This window comes from Bradyrhizobium sp. 76, from assembly GCF_023073025.1.
Lineage (GTDB): Bacteria > Pseudomonadota > Alphaproteobacteria > Rhizobiales > Xanthobacteraceae > Bradyrhizobium.
The window spans coordinates 50,683-72,121 of sequence record NZ_JADPIS010000090.1; the positions used below are offsets into that span (position 1 = coordinate 50,683).

22 protein-coding genes are annotated in these 21,439 nt (G+C 63.8%); 16 read left to right on the top strand and 6 right to left on the bottom strand.

What is annotated here, in order from left to right:
* Window positions 1-20: 20 nt before the first annotated feature.
* A complete protein-coding gene (locus IVB48_RS16780; protein ID WP_247401007.1) occupies window positions 21-434 on the top strand; it encodes a VOC family protein in 414 nt (137 codons plus the stop codon).
* A gap of 107 nt (window positions 435-541) precedes the next feature.
* Here the strand turns inward: IVB48_RS16780 and IVB48_RS16785 are convergent, their stop codons facing one another.
* From IVB48_RS16785 to IVB48_RS16800, 4 genes are all read right to left on the bottom strand, one after another.
* Complete coding sequence (locus IVB48_RS16785) at window positions 542-895, bottom strand: hypothetical protein (RefSeq protein WP_247401009.1); 354 nt, start codon at window positions 893-895, stop codon at window positions 542-544.
* 433 nt (window positions 896-1,328) lie between these two features.
* Entirely contained in the window at window positions 1,329-1,766 is a 438-nt protein-coding gene (locus IVB48_RS16790) for a hypothetical protein (RefSeq protein ID WP_247358251.1), read from the bottom strand.
* 82 nt (window positions 1,767-1,848) lie between these two features.
* The gene (locus IVB48_RS16795; RefSeq protein WP_247287577.1) at window positions 1,849-2,637 is read right to left on the bottom strand and encodes an SDR family oxidoreductase; all 789 of its coding nucleotides are present in this window, start codon (window positions 2,635-2,637) and stop codon (window positions 1,849-1,851) included.
* A 120-nt stretch (window positions 2,638-2,757) separates the two neighbouring features.
* A complete protein-coding gene (locus IVB48_RS16800; protein ID WP_247401012.1) occupies window positions 2,758-4,467 on the bottom strand; it encodes a PAS domain-containing methyl-accepting chemotaxis protein in 1,710 nt (569 codons plus the stop codon).
* A gap of 272 nt (window positions 4,468-4,739) precedes the next feature.
* On the opposite strand from IVB48_RS16800, the gene IVB48_RS16805 reads away from it, so the two are divergent.
* From IVB48_RS16805 to IVB48_RS16825, 5 genes are all read left to right on the top strand, one after another.
* Window positions 4,740-5,102 carry a nuclear transport factor 2 family protein gene (locus tag IVB48_RS16805; RefSeq protein WP_247401016.1) on the top strand — a complete coding sequence of 121 codons (363 nt, stop codon included), beginning with the start codon at window positions 4,740-4,742 and terminating at the stop codon, window positions 5,100-5,102.
* A gap of 155 nt (window positions 5,103-5,257) precedes the next feature.
* Complete coding sequence (locus tag IVB48_RS16810; protein WP_247401020.1) at window positions 5,258-5,662, top strand: YciI family protein; 405 nt, start codon at window positions 5,258-5,260, stop codon at window positions 5,660-5,662.
* A gap of 38 nt (window positions 5,663-5,700) precedes the next feature.
* On the top strand, window positions 5,701-6,063 hold the full coding sequence (locus IVB48_RS16815) for a hypothetical protein (RefSeq protein WP_247401023.1): 363 nt from the start codon (window positions 5,701-5,703) through the stop codon (window positions 6,061-6,063).
* 96 nt (window positions 6,064-6,159) lie between these two features.
* A complete protein-coding gene (locus IVB48_RS16820) occupies window positions 6,160-6,900 on the top strand; it encodes a TetR/AcrR family transcriptional regulator (protein ID WP_247401025.1) in 741 nt (246 codons plus the stop codon).
* Window positions 6,901-7,020: 120 nt separating this feature from the next.
* Window positions 7,021-7,506, top strand: a complete 486-nt coding sequence (locus tag IVB48_RS16825) for a DUF2852 domain-containing protein (protein ID WP_027570335.1) — start codon at window positions 7,021-7,023, stop codon at window positions 7,504-7,506.
* 206 nt (window positions 7,507-7,712) lie between these two features.
* On the opposite strand, the gene IVB48_RS16830 is transcribed toward IVB48_RS16825, so the two are convergent.
* Window positions 7,713-8,876 carry an acyl-CoA desaturase gene (locus IVB48_RS16830; protein ID WP_247401027.1) on the bottom strand — a complete coding sequence of 388 codons (1,164 nt, stop codon included), beginning with the start codon at window positions 8,874-8,876 and terminating at the stop codon, window positions 7,713-7,715.
* 314 nt (window positions 8,877-9,190) lie between these two features.
* Here IVB48_RS16830 and IVB48_RS16835 point away from each other — a divergent pair, with 314 nt between their 5' ends.
* Window positions 9,191-9,958 carry a serine acetyltransferase gene (locus tag IVB48_RS16835; protein WP_247401029.1) on the top strand — a complete coding sequence of 256 codons (768 nt, stop codon included), beginning with the start codon at window positions 9,191-9,193 and terminating at the stop codon, window positions 9,956-9,958.
* Window positions 9,959-9,993: 35 nt separating this feature from the next.
* Here the strand turns inward: IVB48_RS16835 and IVB48_RS16840 are convergent, their stop codons facing one another.
* Window positions 9,994-10,512 carry a DUF2231 domain-containing protein gene (locus tag IVB48_RS16840; RefSeq protein ID WP_247401031.1) on the bottom strand — a complete coding sequence of 173 codons (519 nt, stop codon included), beginning with the start codon at window positions 10,510-10,512 and terminating at the stop codon, window positions 9,994-9,996.
* A gap of 541 nt (window positions 10,513-11,053) precedes the next feature.
* Here IVB48_RS16840 and tolQ point away from each other — a divergent pair.
* The 9 genes from tolQ (at window position 11,054) to tilS (ending at window position 21,226) form a co-directional block, all read left to right on the top strand.
* A complete protein-coding gene (gene tolQ / locus IVB48_RS16845; RefSeq protein ID WP_007596319.1) occupies window positions 11,054-11,770 on the top strand; it encodes a protein TolQ in 717 nt (238 codons plus the stop codon).
* A 43-nt stretch (window positions 11,771-11,813) separates the two neighbouring features.
* On the top strand, window positions 11,814-12,263 hold the full coding sequence (gene tolR / locus IVB48_RS16850; protein WP_018453789.1) for a protein TolR: 450 nt from the start codon (window positions 11,814-11,816) through the stop codon (window positions 12,261-12,263).
* A 3-nt stretch (window positions 12,264-12,266) separates the two neighbouring features.
* Window positions 12,267-13,226, top strand: coding sequence for a protein TolA (locus IVB48_RS16855; protein ID WP_247358258.1), 960 nt, complete (start codon window positions 12,267-12,269; stop codon window positions 13,224-13,226).
* A gap of 23 nt (window positions 13,227-13,249) precedes the next feature.
* Entirely contained in the window at window positions 13,250-14,611 is a 1,362-nt protein-coding gene (gene tolB, locus IVB48_RS16860) for a Tol-Pal system beta propeller repeat protein TolB (RefSeq protein ID WP_247401033.1), read from the top strand.
* Window positions 14,612-14,853: 242 nt separating this feature from the next.
* Window positions 14,854-17,184: an EAL domain-containing protein gene (locus IVB48_RS16865; RefSeq protein WP_247401035.1), complete on the top strand. Its 2,331-nt coding sequence runs from the start codon at window positions 14,854-14,856 to the stop codon at window positions 17,182-17,184.
* A gap of 159 nt (window positions 17,185-17,343) precedes the next feature.
* Window positions 17,344-18,108, top strand: a complete 765-nt coding sequence (locus IVB48_RS16870) for a hypothetical protein (RefSeq protein WP_247401037.1) — start codon at window positions 17,344-17,346, stop codon at window positions 18,106-18,108.
* Window positions 18,109-18,365: 257 nt separating this feature from the next.
* Entirely contained in the window at window positions 18,366-18,854 is a 489-nt protein-coding gene (gene pal / locus IVB48_RS16875) for a peptidoglycan-associated lipoprotein Pal (RefSeq protein ID WP_007596304.1), read from the top strand.
* 187 nt (window positions 18,855-19,041) lie between these two features.
* Window positions 19,042-20,097, top strand: a complete 1,056-nt coding sequence (gene ybgF / locus IVB48_RS16880; RefSeq protein ID WP_247358262.1) for a tol-pal system protein YbgF — start codon at window positions 19,042-19,044, stop codon at window positions 20,095-20,097.
* Window positions 20,098-20,173: 76 nt separating this feature from the next.
* Window positions 20,174-21,226 carry a tRNA lysidine(34) synthetase TilS gene (gene tilS, locus IVB48_RS16885; protein WP_247401040.1) on the top strand — a complete coding sequence of 351 codons (1,053 nt, stop codon included), beginning with the start codon at window positions 20,174-20,176 and terminating at the stop codon, window positions 21,224-21,226.
* Window positions 21,227-21,439: the final 213 nt, after the last annotated feature.

Consider the following 21,439-nt stretch of genomic DNA (forward strand, 5'->3'; position numbering starts at 1 on the left):
AAGCAAAACGGAGAGAAACGATGCTCAATCCTTATCTATTCTATCAGGACACCTGCGAAGCGGCATTCAATTATTACGCCAAGGTGCTCGGCGGCAAGATCGACGCTATGATGCGTTCGTCGGACGCGCCGCCGGACATGGCGGCCGCGCCCGGCCGCGAGAAGACGATCATGCATGCGCGGATGTCGCTGCCCGACGGCAGCGTGCTGATGGCCTCCGACGCACCCAGCGAGCATTTTCACAAGCCGCAGGGCTTTTCGATCTCGCTCACGGTCGCGGACCCCACGGAGGGCGAGCGCAAGTTCAACGCGCTCGCCGACGGCGGCAGCGTTACCATGCCCTTCAGCAAAACCTTCTGGGCCAAGGGCTTTGGCATGTGCGTCGACAAGTTCGGCATTCCCTGGATGGTGAACTGCCCGGCCGAGGGAATGTGACAGGCGCGATCGTTTGACGCGCTGGGCGGCGATCCCCTCTCCCCGACGATGCGGAGAGGGGCGCGCATGAGATGTTGCGTCATGTGCCGATCGACCGCGTGCCGCTCTCAGCGGATCGATCCGGTCACGTCATTGCTCGGTGGTTGGGAGGAGGGAACGCAGCGCGGACAGATCACGAGCTTTGTCCCGAGCTGCCTGTCATTCTCCGCTTCGATTTCGTCATGGATTGCCCACCACGCCGCGGAGTACGGGCGCAAGGTGCCGAGGACTCTCTCCCGCTCCTGATTCGGATCACTCGCCGCGGGAGCTTGGGTCGCCACGCGACGCTTCATGACGGAGGGACGGTTCGGATCCTGACCGAGGCCGTCCCATGCGATCGGACGGCGTTCCTGCGCAGGCGCGACCACGCATCCCATGAGCGTTGCGCAAAAAGTGAGCAAGACAAAGCCGTGTCGCATCATGCCGGACACCTTGGGTGTTGTAGCGACGCGCCAAGTTCGCTTGCCGAAGCTTGCGTCGCACCGCTCAAATGGAACCTAAGGGAAACGCCTGGCCGACACGGCCGAATATGGATGTCGCTGTCGCATCACATTGCGAGAGCAGTGAGGCCGCTTCGTGAAATGATGCGGACCGCATCGCACAACAACTGGCGCAATATTAGGCTGTGAATCCGGGACAGAATCGTTATTTATTTCGTCATAAAATTCTAAAAACTGGGGCGGGCGTACTTGGAAGGGGAGCGACCGATGGCGGCGGCGCTGCAGATCAACTTTGCACTTTGGGGTATGCTCATCTGCGCGAGCATGGAATTGACCGAGCTGATCCAGAGTTTCTATTAGACCGCAGGAAGCGTGTGACGGGCGGAATTGGCGGGCGCTTGCGTCCGCCTGATCGTCACCGGCAGCGCGGATAGATCGCGGCGAGGTCGCGTCCCTTCAGCAGAAGCAACCGCGACGAGAGGCCGCCGCGACGGCTGATCCAGTCGCGCACCGGGCCAGGATAGGCCGCAAGCACCGCATCGGATGCTTCCGGCTCGGCGTAGAAGCGTCCGCGCCGATCGACCGATCGCGCCGCATGGAAGCCGAGCACGGCACGCTTCGTCACACAAATCCGATCGCCCGGCACGATGCTCAGGACCAGCGTGCAGGCGGACAGGCAGGGACCGTCGATCACTACGCGCTCGCCGCTCTCGCGCACCTTCTCGAACAAATCGAGGAACGGCCCGACCTGTCCACCGGGCGATTGGATGATGCGGATTTCGGCCACGGCAGGCGTGGCGGCGAGCAGCGCGGATGCGAACATCAAGGCCCGGAGGAAGGTGACGCGTCGCATGAAGCCTCCGCGAATTCGAGTCCGTGGGAAAGGTCACGAGAAGAGGTGGGTGACGCTTCGCTAAGGCCAACCTACGCCGTGTCTATCCGTTCCGCCGTTCGCCGCGCAGCGTCGGCAGGCCGATGCCCGCCGCATCGAAGCCGCCATCGACGGCCAAAATTTGGCCGGTGATGTAGCTCGATCGTTCCGAGCACAGGAAGTAGATGGCTTCGGCGAGTTCCTCTTCCAGGCCGTAGCGGTTGAGCGGGATGGCGTCGTGATAGTCGGCGCGGATCTCCCTGGTGTGCACCTGCTTCGCCATCGCGGTGTCGACCGGTCCCGGCGCGACCGCGTTGACGCGGATGTTGAGGGACGCGAGCTCGACCGCGAGCTGCTTGGTAAGGTGCGCGAGGCCCGCCTTGCTGGTGCCGTAGGCCGAGCGCAGCGTCGAGGCGCGCACCGCCGAGATCGAGGTGATGTTGACGATGGCGCCGCCATTGCCGTCGCGCATCAGCGGCACCGCCGCCTTGGTGCAGAGGAACGGGCCGGTGAGGTTGACTTCGAGCACGCGCCGCCAATCGGTCTCCGACGTCTCCATCAGCGGCGCGAACACGGCAATGCCGGCATTATTGACGAGCGCGTCGAGCCGGCCAAACCGCTGTTCGACCGTCGTCATCGCGGCGGCAACCGCGGCTGCGTCCGAGACGTCGCAGGTCAACGCCAGGGTGGCCTCGTCCCGGCCGATCTCGGCGACCGCGCGGCCGAGCAGCTCGCCCTCGATGTCGAGCAATGCCACCCGCCAGCCTTCGGTCAAAAACTTCTTCGCGGTCGCAAGCCCGATGCCGCGCGCGGCTCCGGTGACGAGGGCGATTTTCTGCGGGGAGGCGGTCATAGCTTATCCGTGGTTCGGGAATTGAGGCGGTCTCCCTACCACGAAAGCCACGAGCAGAGGCGACAAACTATCGCGCCTTTAGCTCGTCGAGGCTCTCCTTTTGCAGCCGCGCAAGGCGGCCTAAGCCAGCTCCGCCGTGGCGCGCTGCATGTTGGCCGACATGTCGGCCGTCACGATGCTCTGCTCCTCGACCGCGGCGGCGGTGGAGGCGATGAACTCGTTGACGCCGGCGATCGCGACCTTGATTGCGGTCAGCGAGCTTGCAACGTCGCCGGAGATGGTGTTCAGCGCGTCGATTTCGGACGTGATGGTGTCGGTCGCCTGCTTGGCCTGGTTGGCGAGGCTCTTCACCTCGGAGGCGACCACCGCGAAGCCGCGGCCGGCTTCGCCCGCGCGCGCCGATTCGATCGTGGCGTTGAGCGCGAGCAGGTTGATCTGGCCGGTGATGCCCGAGATCATCTCGACGATGCCGCTCATCGCCTGCGCCGCCGCGTTCAACCGCTGCGCCTGGCCGTCGGCGGCCTCGACGCGGGTGGTCGCGACCTTCGAATTCTCGCGCGACTTCGCCATGGTGGCGGAGATCTCGCGGATCGATGCACTCATCTGTTCGCTACCGGCCGCGACCGCCTCGATCAGACCGCGCGCGTTGTCGGCTTTCTTGCGGCCGATCGCCTGCGCGGTGATGTCGGTGGCATATTTCACCACCTTGTAGGGTTTGCCGTTGAGGTCGAGGATCGGATTGTAGGACGCCTGGATCCAGATTTCGCGACCGCCCTTGGCGATCCGCTTGTATTCGGCGGCTTGGTATTCACCGCGGTTGAGCGTCTCCCAGAACTGGCGGTAGGCTCCCGAATTCTTCTCGTTCGGCTCGACGAACATGGAGTGGTGCTGACCCTTGATCTCGGTCAACGAATAGCCCATCGCCTTCAAGAAATTCTCGTTGGCGGTGCGGATGGTGCCGTCCATGTTGAACTCGATCACCGCCTGCGATTTCTGGATGGCGGCGAGCTGTCCGTCATTGTCGGCAGCCTTCATCTTCTGCGCGGTGACGTCGGTCGCGAATTTCACCACCTTGAACGGCCTGCCCATCTCGTCGAGGATCGGGTTGTAGGTTGCGAGAATCCAGATTTCGCGTCTGTCCTTGCCGATCCGCTTGTATTCGGCGGCTTCGAACTGGCCGCGGTTCAGCCGCGCCCAGAAGTCGGCATAGGCCGAGCTCGCGCGATCCTCCGGCGTCACGAACATGCTGTGGTGCTTGCCCTGGATCTCGTCGAGCGAGTAGCCCATCGCGCCGAGGAAATTCTCGTTGGCGGTGACGATGGTGCCGTCCATGTTGAATTCGATCACAGCTTGGGCACGGCCGATCGCGGCGATCTTGCCCGCGTCCTCCATGGTCCTCATTTTGTAAGCCGTGATGTCGGTTGCGAACTTGATGAAGCTCACCACCTTGCCGTTCTCGTCGCGCAGCGGCGCGTACGACGCATGGACCCAGACTTCCTTGCCGTTCTTGCCGAAGCGCCTGTATTGCGTGGTCTGGAACTCGCCGCGGTTCAGGCTGGCCCAGAAGTCGCGATAATGGGCGCTTTCGCGTTCAGTCGCGCTGACGAAGATGCTGTGATGCTTGCCCTTGATCTCCGAGAGCGTATAGCCGCTCATCTTGAGGAGATTTTCGTTGGCATCGAGAATGGTGCCGTCGAGGCCGAATTCGATCACGGCCTGGGACCGGTCGAGCGCCTCGACCTCCGCGACCGCGTGCCTGACTTTCTTGCTTTGGAAATTGAAGACGTAAGCTCCGCCTAATGCTGAGGGGCGAATCAGCCGGATCGTCATACCGTTTCGCTCAAGCTAAAAAGTTGCATGGGCTTCTTTAGCAACTGTAAACTCCTGCACGAGGGGGCGCCCGTTCTGTCTTTCGCACGCCTCGGCCATGTTGCTCAGGTTGCAAGTATTCTCGACTCATATGCACGGCGGAGTTCATAGAACGCGCCGTATTTGTACGGGCCACCGCGTGCATTATTTTTCGCGTGGTTGCCGCCGGACGTGATGTCGGCGCGGGTGCGCCTCAATCGTCTTCAAGACGATGCTGATCACGGAACCGTTCGATGACTGACCCCGAGCGCCTAATTCGAGACCTTTTCGCGGCCTATCTCGGAAACGACCGGCAACGGGTCGCCGACGCGTTGGCCGACGATTTCCGCTTCACCAGCCCGTTCGACGACGACCTCGACAAATCGACCTATTTCGAGCGTTGCTGGAGGGACACCGGCTGGATTGCGCGGCACGACATCGAGCGGATTTTCATCCAAGGCGATGAGGCCTTCGTCACCTATTTCTGCCTGGCGACAGATGGCAGGAGCTTTCGCAACACCGAGTTCTTCACCTTCGCCGGCGGCAAGGTTCGCCGCATCGAGGTCTATTTCGGCGCTGCCCGGCACGACGGTCGTTTCCTGCCGCAGGCGCGCTAGCGCCAGCCAATAACCTCCAGAATAATTTTCGTCACCTGTCGGTTTCGTCAAGGTTCCTTCGTCTTGGAGGTGAGGGCGGGCGGCCCGGGCTGTCGCTCCCGTCCGGAGTGGCGCCGCCGCGCAACCCGAACGACAAAAGCACGCAAGGAATGCTCATGCGATTCATGATGCTGATGATCCCCCTCGGCTACGAGACCGCAGCGCCCGACGTTCAACTCGATCCCGAGCGGGTCACTGCGATGATGCGCTACAACGAGGCGCTGAAGGACGCCGGTGTGCTGATCACGCTCGACGGCCTGCACCCGCCCTCGATGGGCGCGCGCGTCTCGTTTGCGGCCGGCAAGCCCATCGTGACCGATGGTCCGTTCGCCGAGGCCAAGGAGGTCCTGGGCGGCTACTGGATGATCGAGGTTGCCTCGCGTGCCGAGGCGATCGCCTGGGCCAAGCGGTGTCCGGCCGCACCGAACGAAATCATCGAGATCCGTCAGGTGCAGGAGATGAGCGACTTTCCGCCTGACGTGCAGGAGGCCGCCGCCGGTTTCGGCGACCTCAAGAAATAGCCGCAGCTTCGGCTATCCATCACCAAGGGAGAGAACCAATGAGCACCGACACCTATCTCGCCGTTTTCCTCGGCAGCAAGACCAGCTCCAAATGGGCCGCATGGGATGCGATGCCCGAGGCCGAGCGCAAGGCGAAGGAGCAGGAGGGCATGGCGGCCTGGAAGGGCTGGGTCGAAAAGCACCAGAGCGCGATCGAGGCCATGGGCGGCCCGCTCGGCAAGACCAAGAAGGTCGACGGCAAGGGCCTCGCCGACATCGCCAACGAGATGGGCGCCTTCACCGTCGTGCGCGCGGCGTCCCATGAAGCCGCGGCGAAGATGTTCGAGAACCACCCGCACTTCACGATCTTCCCCGGCGAACGCGTCGAGATCATGCCGGTGCTGCCGATCCCCGGCGGCTAGGGCTTCGGCCCGCGGCGCCGGACCGGGAAGAATACGGTCGATCAACCCCGTCGCCGCTAGTGACCTTCCTGCCCAGCTCATGTAAAGGTCGTTCACATGAGCTGGCGCAAGGAGACGCGCCGCGCCGAGCGCGGCTATCACCACGGCAATCTGAAGGAAGCCCTGTTGCAGGCCGCCCTCGGGCTGATCGCCGAGAAGGGCGCGGCCGGCTTCACCTTTGCCGATGCCGCGCGCATGGCTGGCGTCAGTGCCGCGGCACCGTACCGGCATTTTCGCGACCGTGAAGAACTGCTGTCCTCGATCGCGCAGCGCGGCTTCGAGCAGTTCGAAGCGCGCCTGACCGCAGCTTGGGACGACGGACGGCCCGACACCGTCACGGCGTTCGAGCGAGTCGGCGGGGCCTATCTCGCCTTCGCCCGCGAGGAGCCCGCGTTCTACAATGCGATGTTCGAATCGGGCGTGCCGGTGGATTCCAATCCAGCGCTCCAGGCGGCCAGCGAGCGTGCTTTCAGCATCATTCGTGCCGCGGCGGAGCGGCTTGCCGCGCTGGCACCGCCGGGCACCCCGCGGCCGCCGGCGATGATGATGGCGCTGCACATCTGGTCGATGGCGCATGGCGTGGCCTCGCTGTTCTCCCGCGGCGATGCTGCGCGTCGAAAGCTGCCCATGTCCCCGGACGAGCTGCTCGAAGCCGAGGTGCTGATCTATCTGCGCGGTCTCGGCTTCCCGACCGATCGCCGTCCCCCCGCGAAAAGCGCCGAGCCGCCGCCGGTACCACCGGAGGCATCCTCCGGTTCGGGCGTGCCGCCCGGTGGTCCCTGGGGCAAGCCGAAATAAAGTTACCCAAATAATTCCCCCGCCCTGTCAGGCGGTCGGCTTGACAAAATCGCGGGATGATCTACCTATGTAAATGTTATTTACATTCACAACGGCGCTGATGCCGTCATGGAGAGGGAAATGGCCTACACCGCTGATGTCAATCGATGGCGCGGCCCTTCGGACCAACACTACGAGCGCCCCCACATGCTCAACACGCCCTGGCATCCCGGCTGGATCGCCGTGACCATCCTCGGTTTCATCATGTGGTGGCCGATCGGACTTGCCCTTCTCTTTTTCACACTCGGGAGCAGAAGAATGTCGTGCTGGAGCAACCAGGATCGCTGGCAGAACAAGATGGAGCGGATGCAGTACAAGATGGACCGTATGCGCGGCCGCATGGAGCGCCACGGTTTCGGCTTTGGCTTCGGCCCGCCCTCGAGCGGCAACCGCGCCTTTGACGAGTACCGCACCGAGACACTGCAGCGGCTCGAGGAGGAGCAGGTCGAATTCAAGAACTTCCTCGACCGTCTGCGTCACGCCAAGGACAAGGAAGAGTTCGACCAGTTCATGGCGCAACACAAGACACGCCCGACCCCGCCGCCGACCGACCAGCAGCAAGGTTGATCTCAAGCTTGATCTCGGGACTGACGCCTCTCAAAGCCGTCAGGCGCATGCCCCCAAAGTCCTGATGGCCCCGAGCCGCCCGCCTGCGCAACCCGCAGGCGGGCGGTTTCGTTTTGGGAATGCGCGTCAGAACTGCCGCGAGCGTCCGGATTTGCCTTGGTCTGGAAAAGTCTTGGTCCGGAAGTCTGGTGCAGAGAGAGACTTGGTCAGCGCGCCGTGGCGAGCTGCGCGCGAACCGACTCCAGGAAGTGTTCGTAGGCGTAGTCCACGATCTCGTTGAGTGATCGCGTTCGCGCGAACATCGCCTTGGCCTCGGCGAGAAACTCCTCGCGGGTCGGAATCTTCGGCAAATGCAGATGGGTCAGTGCATCGACGCCTTCGTGCGCGCGACTGAGGATGTCATGCAGAGTCGGCAGTTGCAGCTGGGCCAGATCGGCTCGGCGGAGCGCCGACGAGATCGCATGCGCCAGTGTCTGCGCATCGAACCGTCCGGCAAGCTCACGGGCTGCCCGGTTGATGACGCGTGCGCCAAGCGGCTGCTCGTTGCGCAGCACCTGCTCGGGCGGCGACTTCATGTTCCAGACGATGCCGAACCAGGACAGCACCTTCAGGATGTAATAGGTGATGTCGATTTCCCACCAGCGAAAACCTTGCCGCACGCTGCTCTGGTAGGCGTGGTGATTGTTGTGCCAGCCCTCACCGAGGGTGAACAAGGCCAGCAGCCAATTGTTGCGGGAATCATCGCCGGTCACGTACCGCTTGCGTCCGTGCACATGGGCGAGGGAGTTGATGCAGAAGGTCGCGTGATAGACCAGCACGGTGCTCCACAGGAAGCCGACGACGAGACCGGACCACCCGCCAACCAGGAAGCAGAGCGCAGCCAGCGTAACGGCCGGCAGCAGTTCCAGGCGATGCAGCCACATCAACTCCGGATAGGCAGCGAAATCGCCGACCTTCACGAGATCGGTGCCATCGTGCTCCCGGTAAAAAATCCAGCCGAGATGGCCATAGAGGAAGCCTCGATGACGCGGTGAATGCACGTCGTCTTCGGTATCGGAATGCAGATGATGATGTCGATGCTTGGCCGCCCACCACAAAACGCTTTTCTGCGCGGTGCTCTGCGCAAGCCAGGCCAGGATGAACTGAAAGACCCGGCCGGTCGCAAAAGCCCGATGGGAGAAATAGCGGTGGTAGCCCGCTCCGATTGCAAACATGCGGACGATATACAGCGAGGCGCAGATCGCGATGGCCTGCCAGGTCACGCCGGTCCAGATGGCTGCAACGCAGCCGAGATGCACCAGCAGGAACGGCAGTGCGGAGGGATACATGATGTCGTCGTGTTGGTCGTCGGCGGAGGCATTGGGCGACATGGATTGGCGTGACCTTGGATGATGGAGATCCGGAGTCGCTTCGGCAGCACTGAGGGCCGCTGTGTACGACAAACCCGGGGGTGGCGGACCGCTGCGGGGCTTCGAACGAGATACTTTGCCTGAACAACCCGGGCCAGCGCGGCAGTACGATCCTGAGACCATAGCTTCGGCCGGGAACTCGACTTCCTCCATATATATGATCCCGGCCGCCTGGCATGCAAGCTCGTAGCCTCACGGGGAGCGTGGCGCGCGCGCTGCCGACGCTCTATATCTGACGGTGAAAAGGAAGCGTCAAAACATCGCAGGCGGCAACGATGATGGAAGCTGCGATCACGCCGAGCGAGGCCCTCTGGCAGAAGATCCGAGACGAGGCGCAGCGCGCAGCGGCAGCCGACCCCATATTCGGCCGGGCTCTTGGCGGCCTCATCTTCGCCCATGACGATTTTACCGGCGCATTGTCCGACCTGATCGGACGGCGGCTTGGCGACAGCGCGGCCGAACGCGCGCGCTTCACGACATTTTCCCGCGACGCCTTCAATGGCCAGCCGAATCTGATCGATGCCGCCGGACGCGACTTGCAGGCCATCGTGCTCCGCGATCCCGCCATCACCGGACTGTTGGCGCCGCTGCTGCATTTCAAGGGCTATGTCGCCTTGCAGGCCTGGCGCGTCTCGAACTGGCTCTGGCATCACGACCATCGCGACGCGGCGCTGCTGTTTCAGAACGAGGCGTCGAACGTCCTGCAGGTCAGCATTCATCCGGCGGCGAGCTTGGGATCGTCGGTGTATCTCGACCACGCCACCGGCATCGTGATCGGTGCCGATGTGGCGATCGGCGACGAGGCCACCATCCTTCAGAACGTCAGCATCGGTCGCGGCACGGAACTGCCGGCGCGCTCGCCTCGCATTGGTCGCGGCGTGTTCATCGGCTCCGGCGCGACGATTCTCGGCAACGTCAGCATCGGCGATTTTGCAAAGATCGGCGCCGACACCGTCGTGACGAGCGACGTGCCCCGGGGTTGCACCGCAGTCGGCAATCCGGCGCGGCTGACCAATTGCCCAGAGCCCGCTTCCGCGGCCTGACTTGCCCTCAAGTCATCAGGCGACGTGCTCCTCGTTCAAGCGGCGCGGCGGTGGCGCTCGCCGCCATGGTGCGGCGTGACCGGCTCCGAACTGGTCTGGCCCGGCGCGTCCAGCACCGCGACATGATGCCGGTAGACCATTTCCCAGCCCTTCCATCCCGTGAACAGGAGGATGCCCACCACGATCAACGAGAGCGCCACGCCCCACGGCTTGACCGCAGCCTCCGCGCCTTGCGCGTAGCGGAGGTAGAAATTGATCAGGGCCAGCACGACCGCCGCCAGATTGCCGACCATGTGATACCAGGCATCGTTGAGGCTGCGGATACGGGCGTCGCTGAAGAAGTCGGTGAAGCCGGCCACGGCGGCAACGAGCGCCATGACGATGCCGGCGCCGATCAGCCATATGGCGGCTCTGGCCCAGAAGCCGTCGCCGGTTCCGACGAAGGCGAGATCGGCGATGGGCGCGCCGACCAGGAAGGCGACGGGGAACGGGATGATCATGGGGTGGAGCGGATGATCGCCGATGGCGGCGGTCGACTTGGGGTTGATGCTCATGGCAAAACCTCGCGAGTAGTGATTTTCGGGACAATTTTTCGGGCGAGGGCTGGTTCCTCCGACGGATATTGGGCTCCTCTCCTGATGCGCACAGGAGCGGAACGCTGGTGTTCCGGGCCCCAGCGCGACGTCCCGTCGAGGACGCCCCGCGGAGCCGGGGCTCCGCGCGGGCGTTGCGGCACGTGGGGGAACACGGACCCGCCCGCCGCGCCTCCCATCCCCCTGCGGGACCTCGCTTTCCCGCAGCCAAATTCGCCTGCGGTAACTCAGCATTAACCATCGCCGGGCTCTGGTAATTGCGGACAATCGCGCGCAGAGCCCGAAGTCTGAGCCTAGGGGTCGGGCCCATAGTTTTGACATCTTGGCAGGGAATGCAGGCGGCTGGCTTTGGACGAGCCCTGCACCCCAGAAAGACAAGGCTTTGAGCGGGCTTGCCGGCCGCGCCGGTTCTAGCGCGGCTACTGGGGAACCGGCGGCCATTTGCTGGCCGGCACATTAGGTCGGGACATCAGGTAACGATCGCCTTGAGAGGATACTGCTTATGAATCCGGCCGACGTGGCTCAGTCAGCCCTTCCGGTTGCCGCTTCCGCGGACGTGTCGCTGATCGCGCTGTTCTGGCAGGCTCACTGGATCGTGAAAGCCGTGATGCTGGGGCTTCTCGCCTGCTCGGTCTGGGTCTGGGCGATCGCCATCGACAAGATCTTCCTGTTTGCCCGCACCCGCCGCTCGATGGACCGTTTCGAGCAAGCTTTCTGGTCCGGCGAGTCGATCGAAGACCTCTATCGCACGCTCTCGGCCAAGCCGACGCATTCCATGGCGGCCTGCTTCGTCGCGGCGATGCGCGAGTGGAAACGTTCGTTCGAGAGCCAGGCCCGCTCGGTCGCAGGCCTTCAGATGCGCATCGACAAGGTCATGAATGTGTCGATCGCCCGCGAGGTCGAGCGGCTGGAACGCCGGCTGCTGGTGCTCGCCACCGTCGGCTCCGCAGGCCCGTTCGTCGGCCTGTTCGGCACCGTCTGGGGCATCATGTCGAGCTTCCAGTCGATCGCGGCGTCTAAAAATACCTCTCTGGCGGTGGTGGCCCCCGGCATCGCCGAGGCGCTGTTTGCGACCGCCGTCGGCCTTATCGCCGCCATTCCTGCCACTATTTTCTACAATAAGTTCACCTCCGAGGTGAACCGGCAGGCCCAGCGGCTCGAAGGCTTCGCCGATGAATTTTCAGCCATCCTGTCGCGCCAGATCGACGAGCGGGGCTGACGGACGGCATGTATAGTGTGAAGGGCAATTTGGGCACCAGACCATGGGCATGAACGTTGCGAGTTCGTCCGGAGGCGGTGGACGCCGTGGCCGGCGCAAGCCGGTCGTGGCCGAGATCAATGTCACGCCGATGGTGGACGTGATGCTGGTGCTGCTCATCATCTTCATGGTGTCGGCGCCGATGCTGACGGTTGGCGTGCCCCTCGACCTGCCGCAGACCCAGGCCAAGAGCCTCGAGAACAACGACCAGAAGCCGATCCAGATGTCGGTCGACATCAAGGGCAAGGTGTTCATCAACGACGCCGAGATCGCGATCAACGAACTGATCCCGAAGCTGAAGGCGATCACGGACGCGCGCGGCGGGCTCGAGGAACGGATCTATCTGCGTGCCGACAAGAAGGCGGATTACGGGACGGTGGCCAAGGTGATGGGCCAGTTGTCCGGCGCAGGCTTCAAGAAGCTGGCGCTCGTCACGGAAGCGGATCAGGGGTAGACCGTGAAGGTGAAGGTCGACAAGACACTCGTTGCGTCGATTGCCCTCCACGTCCTCGTGCTGGGATGGGGGCTCGTCACCTTTAGCAGCAGGGCTTTCGTGCCGGCCGAAGAGTCGCTGCCGATCGACATCATCTCCACCGACCAGCTCGCGCAGATGATGTCGGGGCAGAAGACCGGCGACAAGAAAGAGCCGAAGCCGAAGGTCGAGAAGATTGCGGAAGCCAAGCCCGAGGAAGACGCCGTCGGCAAGGTCACCGAGAAGAAAGAGCTGATCAAGACCAACTCGACGCCCGAACCGCCGCCAAAACCCGTCGAAAAGCCGGTCGAGAAAAAGCCCGAGCCGCCCAAGCCCGTCGCCGAGGCGAAGCCGAAGGAAGAGCCGAAGCCACAGGAAAAGAAGCCTGATCCGGCCAAGGAAGATCCGATCGCCGAACTGCAGAAAAAGCTGGACACCAAGAAGCCGCCACCCAAGCCGCCCGAGCAAAAGGTCGCGGCGGTGCAGCCGCCGCAGCAGCCGAAGCCCAAGGAGCGCAGCTTCGATCCCGCGCAGATTGCCCGAGATCTCGACAAGCGCGCCGCGACCCGGCACGAGCTCACGGGATCGACTCTGAATGCGTCCGCCGCGCTGGGATCGACGACCGGGACGGCCGCTAACAACGTTGCGACCTGGCAAGGCGCGTTCATGGCAGCGGTCAAGCGCTGCTTCACGCCCACCTATAACGGGCAGGACGCCGATCAATACGAAGCCGACATTGATATTTTCATGAAGATCGATGGATCGCTGGCATCCGAGCCGGTCGTCGTTGCGGCGAGAGGACCGTCCCGGTCGATCGCTCAGGCAGTGGCGGAGAGTGGCAAGCGAGCCATCGTACAATGTCAGGTCTATTCGTTCCTGCCAAAGCAGCAGTATGACACTTGGAAAACCATTCCGATGCGCTTCGGCCTGAAAGATATGTTGTGACATCCGAACAAAAGAATTTTGCGATGAATGACGCTCGATCGATCACCCGCCGCCGCTTTATGACCGTCAGTGGATCGGCGCTGGCGATGCTTGGGGGCGGACATGCCCTGGCACAGGCCCAAAAGCGGCTTGAAATCAATCCCACGGAATTTCGGCCGATCCCGATTGCGATCACCAATTTCGTGCCGGGCTCGCCCGCCGACGGCGACGTCGGCAACGGCGTCACCCAGGTCATCACCAACAATCTGAAGCGCTCGGGCCTGTTCGCGCCGGTCGACCAGGCCGCCTTCATCGAGCGCATCAGCAACATCGACGTCGCGCCGCAATTCGAGAACTGGAAAACCCTAAACGCGCAGGCCCTCGTCACCGGCCGCATGACGCGGCAGCCGGACGGACGCCTCAAGGCCGAATTCCGCTTATGGGACGTGGTCACCGGCCAGCAGCTCGCCGGCCAGCAATATTTCACCTCGCCGGAATATTGGCGCCGCATCGCCCACATCATCTCCGACCAGATCTATGAGAAGCTGACCGGCGAGAAGGGCTATTTCGACAGCCGCGTGGTGTTCGTCGACGAGACCGGGCCGAAGGAGCGCCGCGTCAAGCGCCTCGCGATGATGGACCAGGACGGCGCCAATGTGCGCTATCTGACCCGCGGCTCCGACCTCGTGCTGACCCCGCGCTTCTCGCCGAACTCGCAAGAGATCACCTACATGGAGTTTGGCCAGGGCGATCCGAAGGTCTACCTGTTCAACATCGAGACCGGCCAGCGCGAGATCGTCGGCAACTTCCCGGGCATGACCTTTGCGCCGAGGTTCTCGCCGGACGGCCAGCGCGTCATTATGAGCCTGCAGCAGGGCGGCAATTCCAACCTGTTCGTGATGGATCTGCGCTCGCGCTCGACCACGCGCCTCACCGACACGCCCGCGATCGACACCTCACCTTCCTACTCTCCGGACGGCACCCGCATCTGCTTCGAGTCCGATCGCGGCGGCAGATCGCAGATCTATGTCATGGCCGCGGGCGGCGGAGCGGCGCAGCGCATCTCCTTCTCCAAGGACGACAACAACGCCACCTATTCGACGCCGGTGTGGTCGCCGCGGGGCGATTACATCGCCTTCACTAGGCAAGGCGGCGGGCAGTTCTCGATCGGCGTGATGAAGCCGGACGGCTCCGGCGAACGGCTTCTCACCTCCGGCTACCACAACGAAGGTCCAACCTTCTCGCCGAACGGCCGCGTGCTGATGTTCTTCCGCGATCCCGGCGGCAGCGGCGGGCCGTCGCTGTTCTCCGTCGACATCTCGGGACGCAACGAGCTGAAGGTGCCGACGCCGGGCTTCGCTTCCGACCCGGCATGGTCGCCGCTATTGTCCTCGACATCGGGCTAGCCGCCGCCCGCGGCGCGCGATGATTTGACCGCGCGCCTTTTCCGAAAACTTTGCCAGATGTTTCCCCGCGATAATTGTTCTTTAAGGTTGCACTCGGCAAACTTTTCCCATCGGTTTGTTTCTATTGATGTATTTCGACTATTGGTCACTCAAAACAACTCGACTTTAACGATGTTCCCTCAGAAAGACTTCATACCGGATCGGTAAAACTGCGCTCCAGACAGGACGCGCGTAAACACCAGATGCAGTTTGCAAGTCAGAGCGGAGAGCCGGAACAGCGGCCGCCGAAAACTTCGGCGGCGCAAATCGATTCGCTGTTCGAAGCGCCTGGCCCGTTGCTGGCCGGACTCATTTTCGTGTCGATTGGTGCGGCCCTGACCGCGCTGAGGACGGGCGAGCCGCTGATCTGGGCTTGCGTCGCACTTCTGATCCTGGCCGGGTCCGCGCGGGCAATCGACCTGCGGCTCTATCAGGCACGTCAGGCGGTCATGACCGTCGAGGCGGCCGCACGCTGGCAGAAGCGCTATCAGATCGGGGCAAAGATCCAGGCGGCTGCGATCGGCATCTGGTGCGCCACCGCCCTGTTGGCCACGGACGACGCCGTGGCTCACATGATAGCCTTGTCGGTCACCACCGGAATCGCGGCGGGCGGCGCGGGCAGGGCATATGGCCGGCCTGCGATCTTCCACCTCCAGGCCGTGCTGATTTTCGGACCGGCTGTGCTTGCCCTGGCGCTGCGCGGAACGCCCTACTACATCGCGATGGCGCTGGTCAGCGCCGCGTTCCTGGCGGCGATCATGCAGCTCTCGGTCAATCTGCACCGAATCTTCATGGGAGCGGTCGTGGCACGGGAGCGTGAAGCCGCGCTCGCCGGCCAGTTCGATACGGCGCTGAACAACATGCCGCATGGCCTGTGCATGTTCCGCGTCGACGGACAGCTGGCGGTCATGAACCACCGCTTCGGCGCAATGATGAACCTGCCGGAAGGTCTCGCGCAGCGCGGCATCAACGCGCGTGACATCGTCGCGGCGTGCGTCAGCGCCGGATCCATCTCGGCTGGGAGCGGCGAGCGGATCGTCGCGGACATCGAGAGTTCGCAAGCCAAGGAGATCATCACCGCCGATCCCGACACGCAGCGAAACCGGTCGTTGTCCTGGACTGTCCAGCCGATGGCTGACGGCGGCGCTGTGGTGCTGCTCGAGGACATTACCGACCGTCGCAGCGCCGAGGCCAAGATTACGCATCTGGCGCGCTACGACGACCTCACCGCGCTCCCCAACCGCGTTCATTTCCGCGATGAGATCGAAAGGCTGCTGGCGATCTCGCACGACGCCGAGCGCCTGTCCGCGCTGCTGTTCGTCGATCTCGACCAGTTCAAGCAGGTCAACGATACGCTCGGCCATCCCTGCGGCGACCAGCTGCTGTGCGCGGTCGCCAACCGTCTGCGCGAGATGCTACGCCCGGAGGATTTCGTCGCCCGCTTCGGCGGTGACGAATTCGTCGTGTTCCAGGAGAACATCTCCTCGCCCGAGGACGCCGCTGCGCTGGCGCGCCGGATCGTCGAACGGCTGAGCGAGCGCTACCGCATCGACAATCATCTGGTCGAGATCGGGGCCAGCGTCGGCATCGCGTTGACCTCTCCGGAGGGCGTCAGCGCGGACACGCTGCTCAAGAACGCCGACATGGCGCTGTACCGGGCCAAGGCCGACGGCCGCGGCACCTTCTGCTTCTTCCGCGACGAGATGGCGGCGACCGTGGAGGCGCGCCGCATCCTCGAGCTCGACCTGCGCAAGGCGCTCGCCAACGAGGAATTCGAGCTGTTCTACCAGCCGCTGGTGAATTTGAAGTCCGGCAAGATCACGACGTGCGAGGCGCTGCTGCGCTGGAATCATCCGGTGCGCGGCACGGTCTCGCCGGTGGACATCATCCCGGTCGCCGAGGACATGGGGCTGATCGTCGATCTCGGCCGCTGGATCCTGCGCCGCGCCTGCATGGAATGCATGAAATGGCCGGAGGGCGTCAACGTCGCCGTCAACTTCTCGCCGCAGCAATTCCACCAGCGCGACGTCTTGAGCGAAATCCGCTACGCGCTCGAGGTTTCGGGGCTCCCGGCGCATCGGCTGGAGATCGAGATCACCGAATCCTCGCTGTTGCGCAACACCCAGCTCACGCACGACATCCTGTCGCAATTGCATGCGATCGGCGTGCGCATTTCGCTGGATGATTTCGGCACCGGCTATTCGAGCCTCAGCTACCTGCACAATTTCCCGATGCAGAAGGTGAAGATCGACCGCTCCTTCCTCGAAGGCATCGATGCCGACCGGCCGCTGACGCTGCTGCGCGGCGTGGCGCGGCTGTCGGCCGATCTCGGCATGGCCGTCGTGGTCGAGGGCATCGAGACCAATGATCAGCTGGAGCTGATCAGCGCCGACGGCACCGTAACCGAAGGGCAGGGCTATCTGTTCAGCCGGCCGGTGCCGGCAGTCCGGATTCGCCAATTGCTCAATGCCTCGCATGGCCGTCGCGGGGCTGAGGACCAGATCGTCATGGTGTCCTCGCGATCGATCGCCTGATCTTTCTCTGCCTCACTCCTCAACGTATTTAGCTCTCGTTCGTCCGTGTTTTTGCGGGCTGCAAAGGTTAACCCTAACGTTTCTAAGCCTTTGCAATTCCGTTAATGAACCATTAATCTCCACACTCGCAGAAGTTGCTTTGGAGTGTAGGGGTACTGGATGACGTCTGGAGCTGAACCGCAAACGGTGCTCCTTCCGCGGGGAGCCGCTCTGTTTGACCGCATCGATTACCGCCTGATCGAAACTCCTGAGGACCGAGACAACCTCTATCTGATGCGGTACCGGGCCTATCTGCATGCCGGACTGATCGAGCCGTCGGAGTCGCGGCGCGTGACTGATCGCTTCGACGATGCGCCCAACACCTGGAATTTCGGGGTCTATGTCGATGGAGAGCTCTGCAGCTCCGTTCGCATTCACGTCCTGACGTCTGACTGGCGAATGTCCTACACGACCGAAGTGTTTGGCGACGTCTTGCATCCCCGCCTCGACCGCGGCGAAGTTCTCATCGATCCATGCCGGTTTGTTGCTGATCCCGAAAAGCACCAGCGTTTTCCGGAGCTGCCCTATCTGACGGTGCGGCTGGCTTTTGTGGCTTGCGATCATTTCAACGCCGACACCGGGCTGGCCATGATCCGGACCGATCATCAGGCGTTTTATCGTCGCATCTTCCTGCACGAGACTATTTCACCGGAGCCCCGCGGGTTTCCGGGCTGGCCCACCAAGAAGGCCGTGCTGATGGCGTCCGATTTCCGGAACCTGCGGGAAAAGGTTCTGACGCGCTTTCCGATCATGCGCTCCAGCGCTTTTGAGCGGCGCATGTTGTTTCAACGCAGCAGCCCGCGCCAGGCGGCCCCGCGGCCGGTGTCGCTGGCCACGCAGCGGACCCCGGACGTAGCCGCCTCGGCAACGGGTTCTGCCCGCTAGGCCCCAAGGTCAGGCCCCAGCGTCTCCACGCGAGAGCCTAAAATTCCAGCAAGGGCCGCGGTTTTTGCCGGTCGGCGCGGCTTGCCTTCACCATCGCGCCACATTTACAACCCATTAACCATGACGGTTGCTTTTCGCTGGTTGGGGGCATTTGACCGGCTGTGGCAAGGTTCCATCAAGGTTGACGGAACGTTCGCTTAACCAACCCCCTGTAGACCGGACAGCAGTGGACGAAACGTGAGCGTGGAGGCTCCGGAATGAAACATCCTATGCGCATCCTCCAGGGATTGAAGCTGGCCGCGGTGCTTGCCGTCGCGTTGTCGATGGGTGCCTGCGCCAACAAGAATGCTGCCACGGATGCGATGGCCAACGCGGCGACGCCGGGCAGTCAGCAAGACTTCGTCGTCAATGTCGGCGACCGCGTGTTCTTCGAAAGCGACCAGACCGATCTGACCCCGCAGGCGATCGTGACCCTGGAGAAGCAGGCGCAGTGGCTCCAGAGCTATCCGCGCTACAGCTTCACCGTCGAAGGTCATGCCGACGAACGCGGCACCCGCGAATACAACATCGCGCTCGGTGCCCGCCGCGCCCAGTCGGTGCGTTCGTTCCTCGCCTCGCGCGGCATCGATCCGAATCGCATGCGCACGATCTCGTACGGCAAGGAGCGGCCGGTCGCCGTTTGCAACGACATCTCCTGCTGGTCGCAGAACCGCCGCGCCGTCACCGTGCTGAACGCGAGCTCCTGACCATTGGTCAGGCGCCGTTCATCTTCAGAAACCGATTATGCCGGCGCCCTCTCGGGCGCCGGTTTCGTTTCAGCGATCTGTGACGGAAACCCCTTTGTTTCAGTCACAGTTTTGGCGTACTCCGCTTCAATGTGTGGCGCGTCGAATGTTCGGTCGCAGGCCATTTCGCTTTCGTCGTCAGGGCAAGATGTCATCCAGATTTAAGGTCTTCACCGGCACCGTGGCGATCGCCGCGCTGCTCTCTTTGTGCTCGCCCGCCCTCGCACAGTCGGACGATGCAGATCCCGAGATGCGGATCGAGCGGCTGGAGAACCAGTTGCGCCAGCTCACCGGCCAGAACGAAGAGCTGCAATATCGCAACCGCCAGCTCGAAGAGCGGCTGCGAGCGCTCGAGGGCGGCGCGCAAGGCGCGCCCGGCCAGACGCCGGTCCAGCCCAACGTCGCGGCCATGCCGCCCGCGCAAGCCGCCCCGGCCTATCGCCAGCCGCCGCACCAGCAAGCGGCCCAGCCGAATTACGAGCAGCCGCAAATCGCCTCTCCGGCGCCGATCGTTCAGGAGCAGCCTGCGCCCGGCGCGCCGGGCCCGCGCCGCCGCGGCGATGCCTTCGACCCGAACCAGAGCCCGAATGCGCCGGGTGCGCCGCGCGCGCTCGGCGGCGGGCAGCAACCGATGCCTGCAGGTGCCCCGAGCGGCGCGCCCGGTGGCCGTGGCGCCGGCGAACCGCTTGATCTCGCCAACAGCGGCCCCCGCTATCCGCAAGCGGCCGCGCCTCAGGCTGCGCAGCCCGGCTATCCGCCGGCCCCACCCGGCTCTCCCGCGCCCGCAGGCGCCCCGGCGCTGACGACGCTGCCGCCCTCGGCCACGCCACGCGACGAATTCGACCTCGGCATCGGCTACATGCAGCGCAAGGACTATGCGCTGGCCGAACAGACCATGAAGAACTTCTCGCAGAAATATCCGAGCGACCCGCTGCTCGGCGACGCGCAATACTGGCTCGGCGAGAGCTATTTCCAGCGCCAGCAATATCGCGACTCCGCGGAAGCCTTCCTCGCCGTCACCACCAAATACGACAAATCCGCCAAGGCGCCGGATGCCCTGCTGCGGCTCGGCCAGTCGCTGGCGGCGCTGAAGGAAAAGGAGGCAGCGTGCGCCGCCTTCGGCGAAGTCGGCCGCAAATATCCGCGCGCTTCCGCCGGCGTCAAAGCCGCGGTCGACCGCGAGCAGAAGCGGGTGAAGTGCTGACGCGCGGCGATTGATCCTGACAAGATTGATGGCGCTGCGCTAAACAGTCGGTCCATCCGCGGACGATTGCAGCGTCATGCCAGAGGACAATTCACCGATCTCGGCGCGTGAGGCCAAGCGCCTCTTCGCAGGCCTGAAAGGCGCGCAGGGACTGCTGCTCGCGGTCTCCGGCGGGCCCGACTCGGTGGCGCTGATGTGGCTTGCGGCGCGCTGGCATCGCAGCCTGGCGTGCGGCCCGCGTCTCACCGTCGTCACGATCGACCACGGCTTGCGGCCGGAGGCGGCGCGCGAGGCGCGCGAGGTCAAGCGTCTGGCGACCGGGCTTGGCTTGCCGCACCGGACCCTGCGCTGGCGCGGCGCCAAGCCGAAAACGGGACTGCCGGCCGCCGCGCGCGAGGCACGCTACCGCCTGCTCGTGCAGGCCGCACGCAAGGCTGGTGCGAGCCACGTGCTGACCGCCCACACCCGCGACGACCAGGCCGAGACCCTGTTGATGCGTCTTGTCCGCGGCAGCGGATTGGCCGGGCTGTCGGCGATGGCCCGTCTCACCGAGCGTGACGGCGTCGTTCTTGCGCGTCCACTGCTCGATGTTCCGAAATCGCAGCTGATCGCGACCTTGAAGCGGGCGAAGATCGGCTTTGCCGACGATCCCACCAACCACGACGCTGCCTTTACCCGGCCGCGGCTGCGTGCGCTGCTTCCGCAGCTCGCGGCGGAGGGTGGTGATGCCCGCAACCTGGCCCGGCTCGCGGCAAGGCTGGCGCGCGCCAATGCGGCCGTCGAGGTGCTGACCGATGGAGCCGAGCGCTTCCTCCGTTTGCGGGATCGCGGCGATGCGCCGCAGGCCGGCGTTCGAAGCTTCGAGGCCCCCGTGTTTGCCGCCCTGCCGGAGGAGGTCCGGCTGCGGATCCTGCTGCGGGCCGTCAACGCGTCCGGGCATGAGGGACCGGCGGAACTCGGCAAGGTCGAATCCCTTCTGGCCGTGCTCGATCAGGCCATTGCCGCAAGTCCCCGCGGACCCGCAAATGGCCGGCCGGCCCTGAAGCAGACGCTTGCGGGAGCCTTGATCAGCCTTGTCGGGGGACGTATCCGCATCGGGCCGGCGCCGGCCCGGCGCAAGGGTGGATAGGGGCGGATCATCGCACCGGCCGTTTCGAGACCGCGCCGTGAGGACACCTTAACCAGGCAGGAAAAAGCGGGATCTGGGTGCCATTATTTCAGCGGGAATCGGACTAAGATGGGCTAAATAGTCCCATCTCGTTCCCTTGGCAGCGACCGGAGCGACACCTAGATTGTATCCGTCTAACCGAGAGGATTCCTTGGGGATTTCCTCGCGCTGCCC

Bases quoted from the DNA above. Each gene is read 5' to 3' on its own strand.
- IVB48_RS16780 (WP_247401007.1), top strand. From the start codon at position 21: ATGCTCAATCCTTATCTATTCTATCAGGACACCTGCGAAGCGGCATTC.
- IVB48_RS16785 (WP_247401009.1), bottom strand. From the start codon at position 895: ATGATGCGACACGGCTTTGTCTTGCTCACTTTTTGCGCAACGCTCATG.
- IVB48_RS16790 (WP_247358251.1), bottom strand. From the start codon at position 1,766: ATGCGACGCGTCACCTTCCTCCGGGCCTTGATGTTCGCATCCGCGCTG.
- IVB48_RS16795 (WP_247287577.1), bottom strand. From the start codon at position 2,637: ATGACCGCCTCCCCGCAGAAAATCGCCCTCGTCACCGGAGCCGCGCGC.
- IVB48_RS16800 (WP_247401012.1), bottom strand. From the start codon at position 4,467: ATGACGATCCGGCTGATTCGCCCCTCAGCATTAGGCGGAGCTTACGTC.
- IVB48_RS16805 (WP_247401016.1), top strand. From the start codon at position 4,740: ATGACTGACCCCGAGCGCCTAATTCGAGACCTTTTCGCGGCCTATCTC.
- IVB48_RS16810 (WP_247401020.1), top strand. From the start codon at position 5,258: ATGCGATTCATGATGCTGATGATCCCCCTCGGCTACGAGACCGCAGCG.
- IVB48_RS16815 (WP_247401023.1), top strand. From the start codon at position 5,701: ATGAGCACCGACACCTATCTCGCCGTTTTCCTCGGCAGCAAGACCAGC.
- IVB48_RS16820 (WP_247401025.1), top strand. From the start codon at position 6,160: ATGAGCTGGCGCAAGGAGACGCGCCGCGCCGAGCGCGGCTATCACCAC.
- IVB48_RS16825 (WP_027570335.1), top strand. From the start codon at position 7,021: ATGGCCTACACCGCTGATGTCAATCGATGGCGCGGCCCTTCGGACCAA.
- IVB48_RS16830 (WP_247401027.1), bottom strand. From the start codon at position 8,876: ATGTCGCCCAATGCCTCCGCCGACGACCAACACGACGACATCATGTAT.
- IVB48_RS16835 (WP_247401029.1), top strand. From the start codon at position 9,191: ATGATGGAAGCTGCGATCACGCCGAGCGAGGCCCTCTGGCAGAAGATC.
- IVB48_RS16840 (WP_247401031.1), bottom strand. From the start codon at position 10,512: ATGAGCATCAACCCCAAGTCGACCGCCGCCATCGGCGATCATCCGCTC.
- tolQ (WP_007596319.1), top strand. From the start codon at position 11,054: ATGAATCCGGCCGACGTGGCTCAGTCAGCCCTTCCGGTTGCCGCTTCC.
- tolR (WP_018453789.1), top strand. From the start codon at position 11,814: ATGGGCATGAACGTTGCGAGTTCGTCCGGAGGCGGTGGACGCCGTGGC.
- tolB (WP_247401033.1), top strand. From the start codon at position 13,250: ATGAATGACGCTCGATCGATCACCCGCCGCCGCTTTATGACCGTCAGT.
- IVB48_RS16865 (WP_247401035.1), top strand. From the start codon at position 14,854: ATGCAGTTTGCAAGTCAGAGCGGAGAGCCGGAACAGCGGCCGCCGAAA.
- IVB48_RS16870 (WP_247401037.1), top strand. From the start codon at position 17,344: ATGACGTCTGGAGCTGAACCGCAAACGGTGCTCCTTCCGCGGGGAGCC.
- pal (WP_007596304.1), top strand. From the start codon at position 18,366: ATGAAACATCCTATGCGCATCCTCCAGGGATTGAAGCTGGCCGCGGTG.
- ybgF (WP_247358262.1), top strand. From the start codon at position 19,042: ATGTCATCCAGATTTAAGGTCTTCACCGGCACCGTGGCGATCGCCGCG.
- tilS (WP_247401040.1), top strand. From the start codon at position 20,174: ATGCCAGAGGACAATTCACCGATCTCGGCGCGTGAGGCCAAGCGCCTC.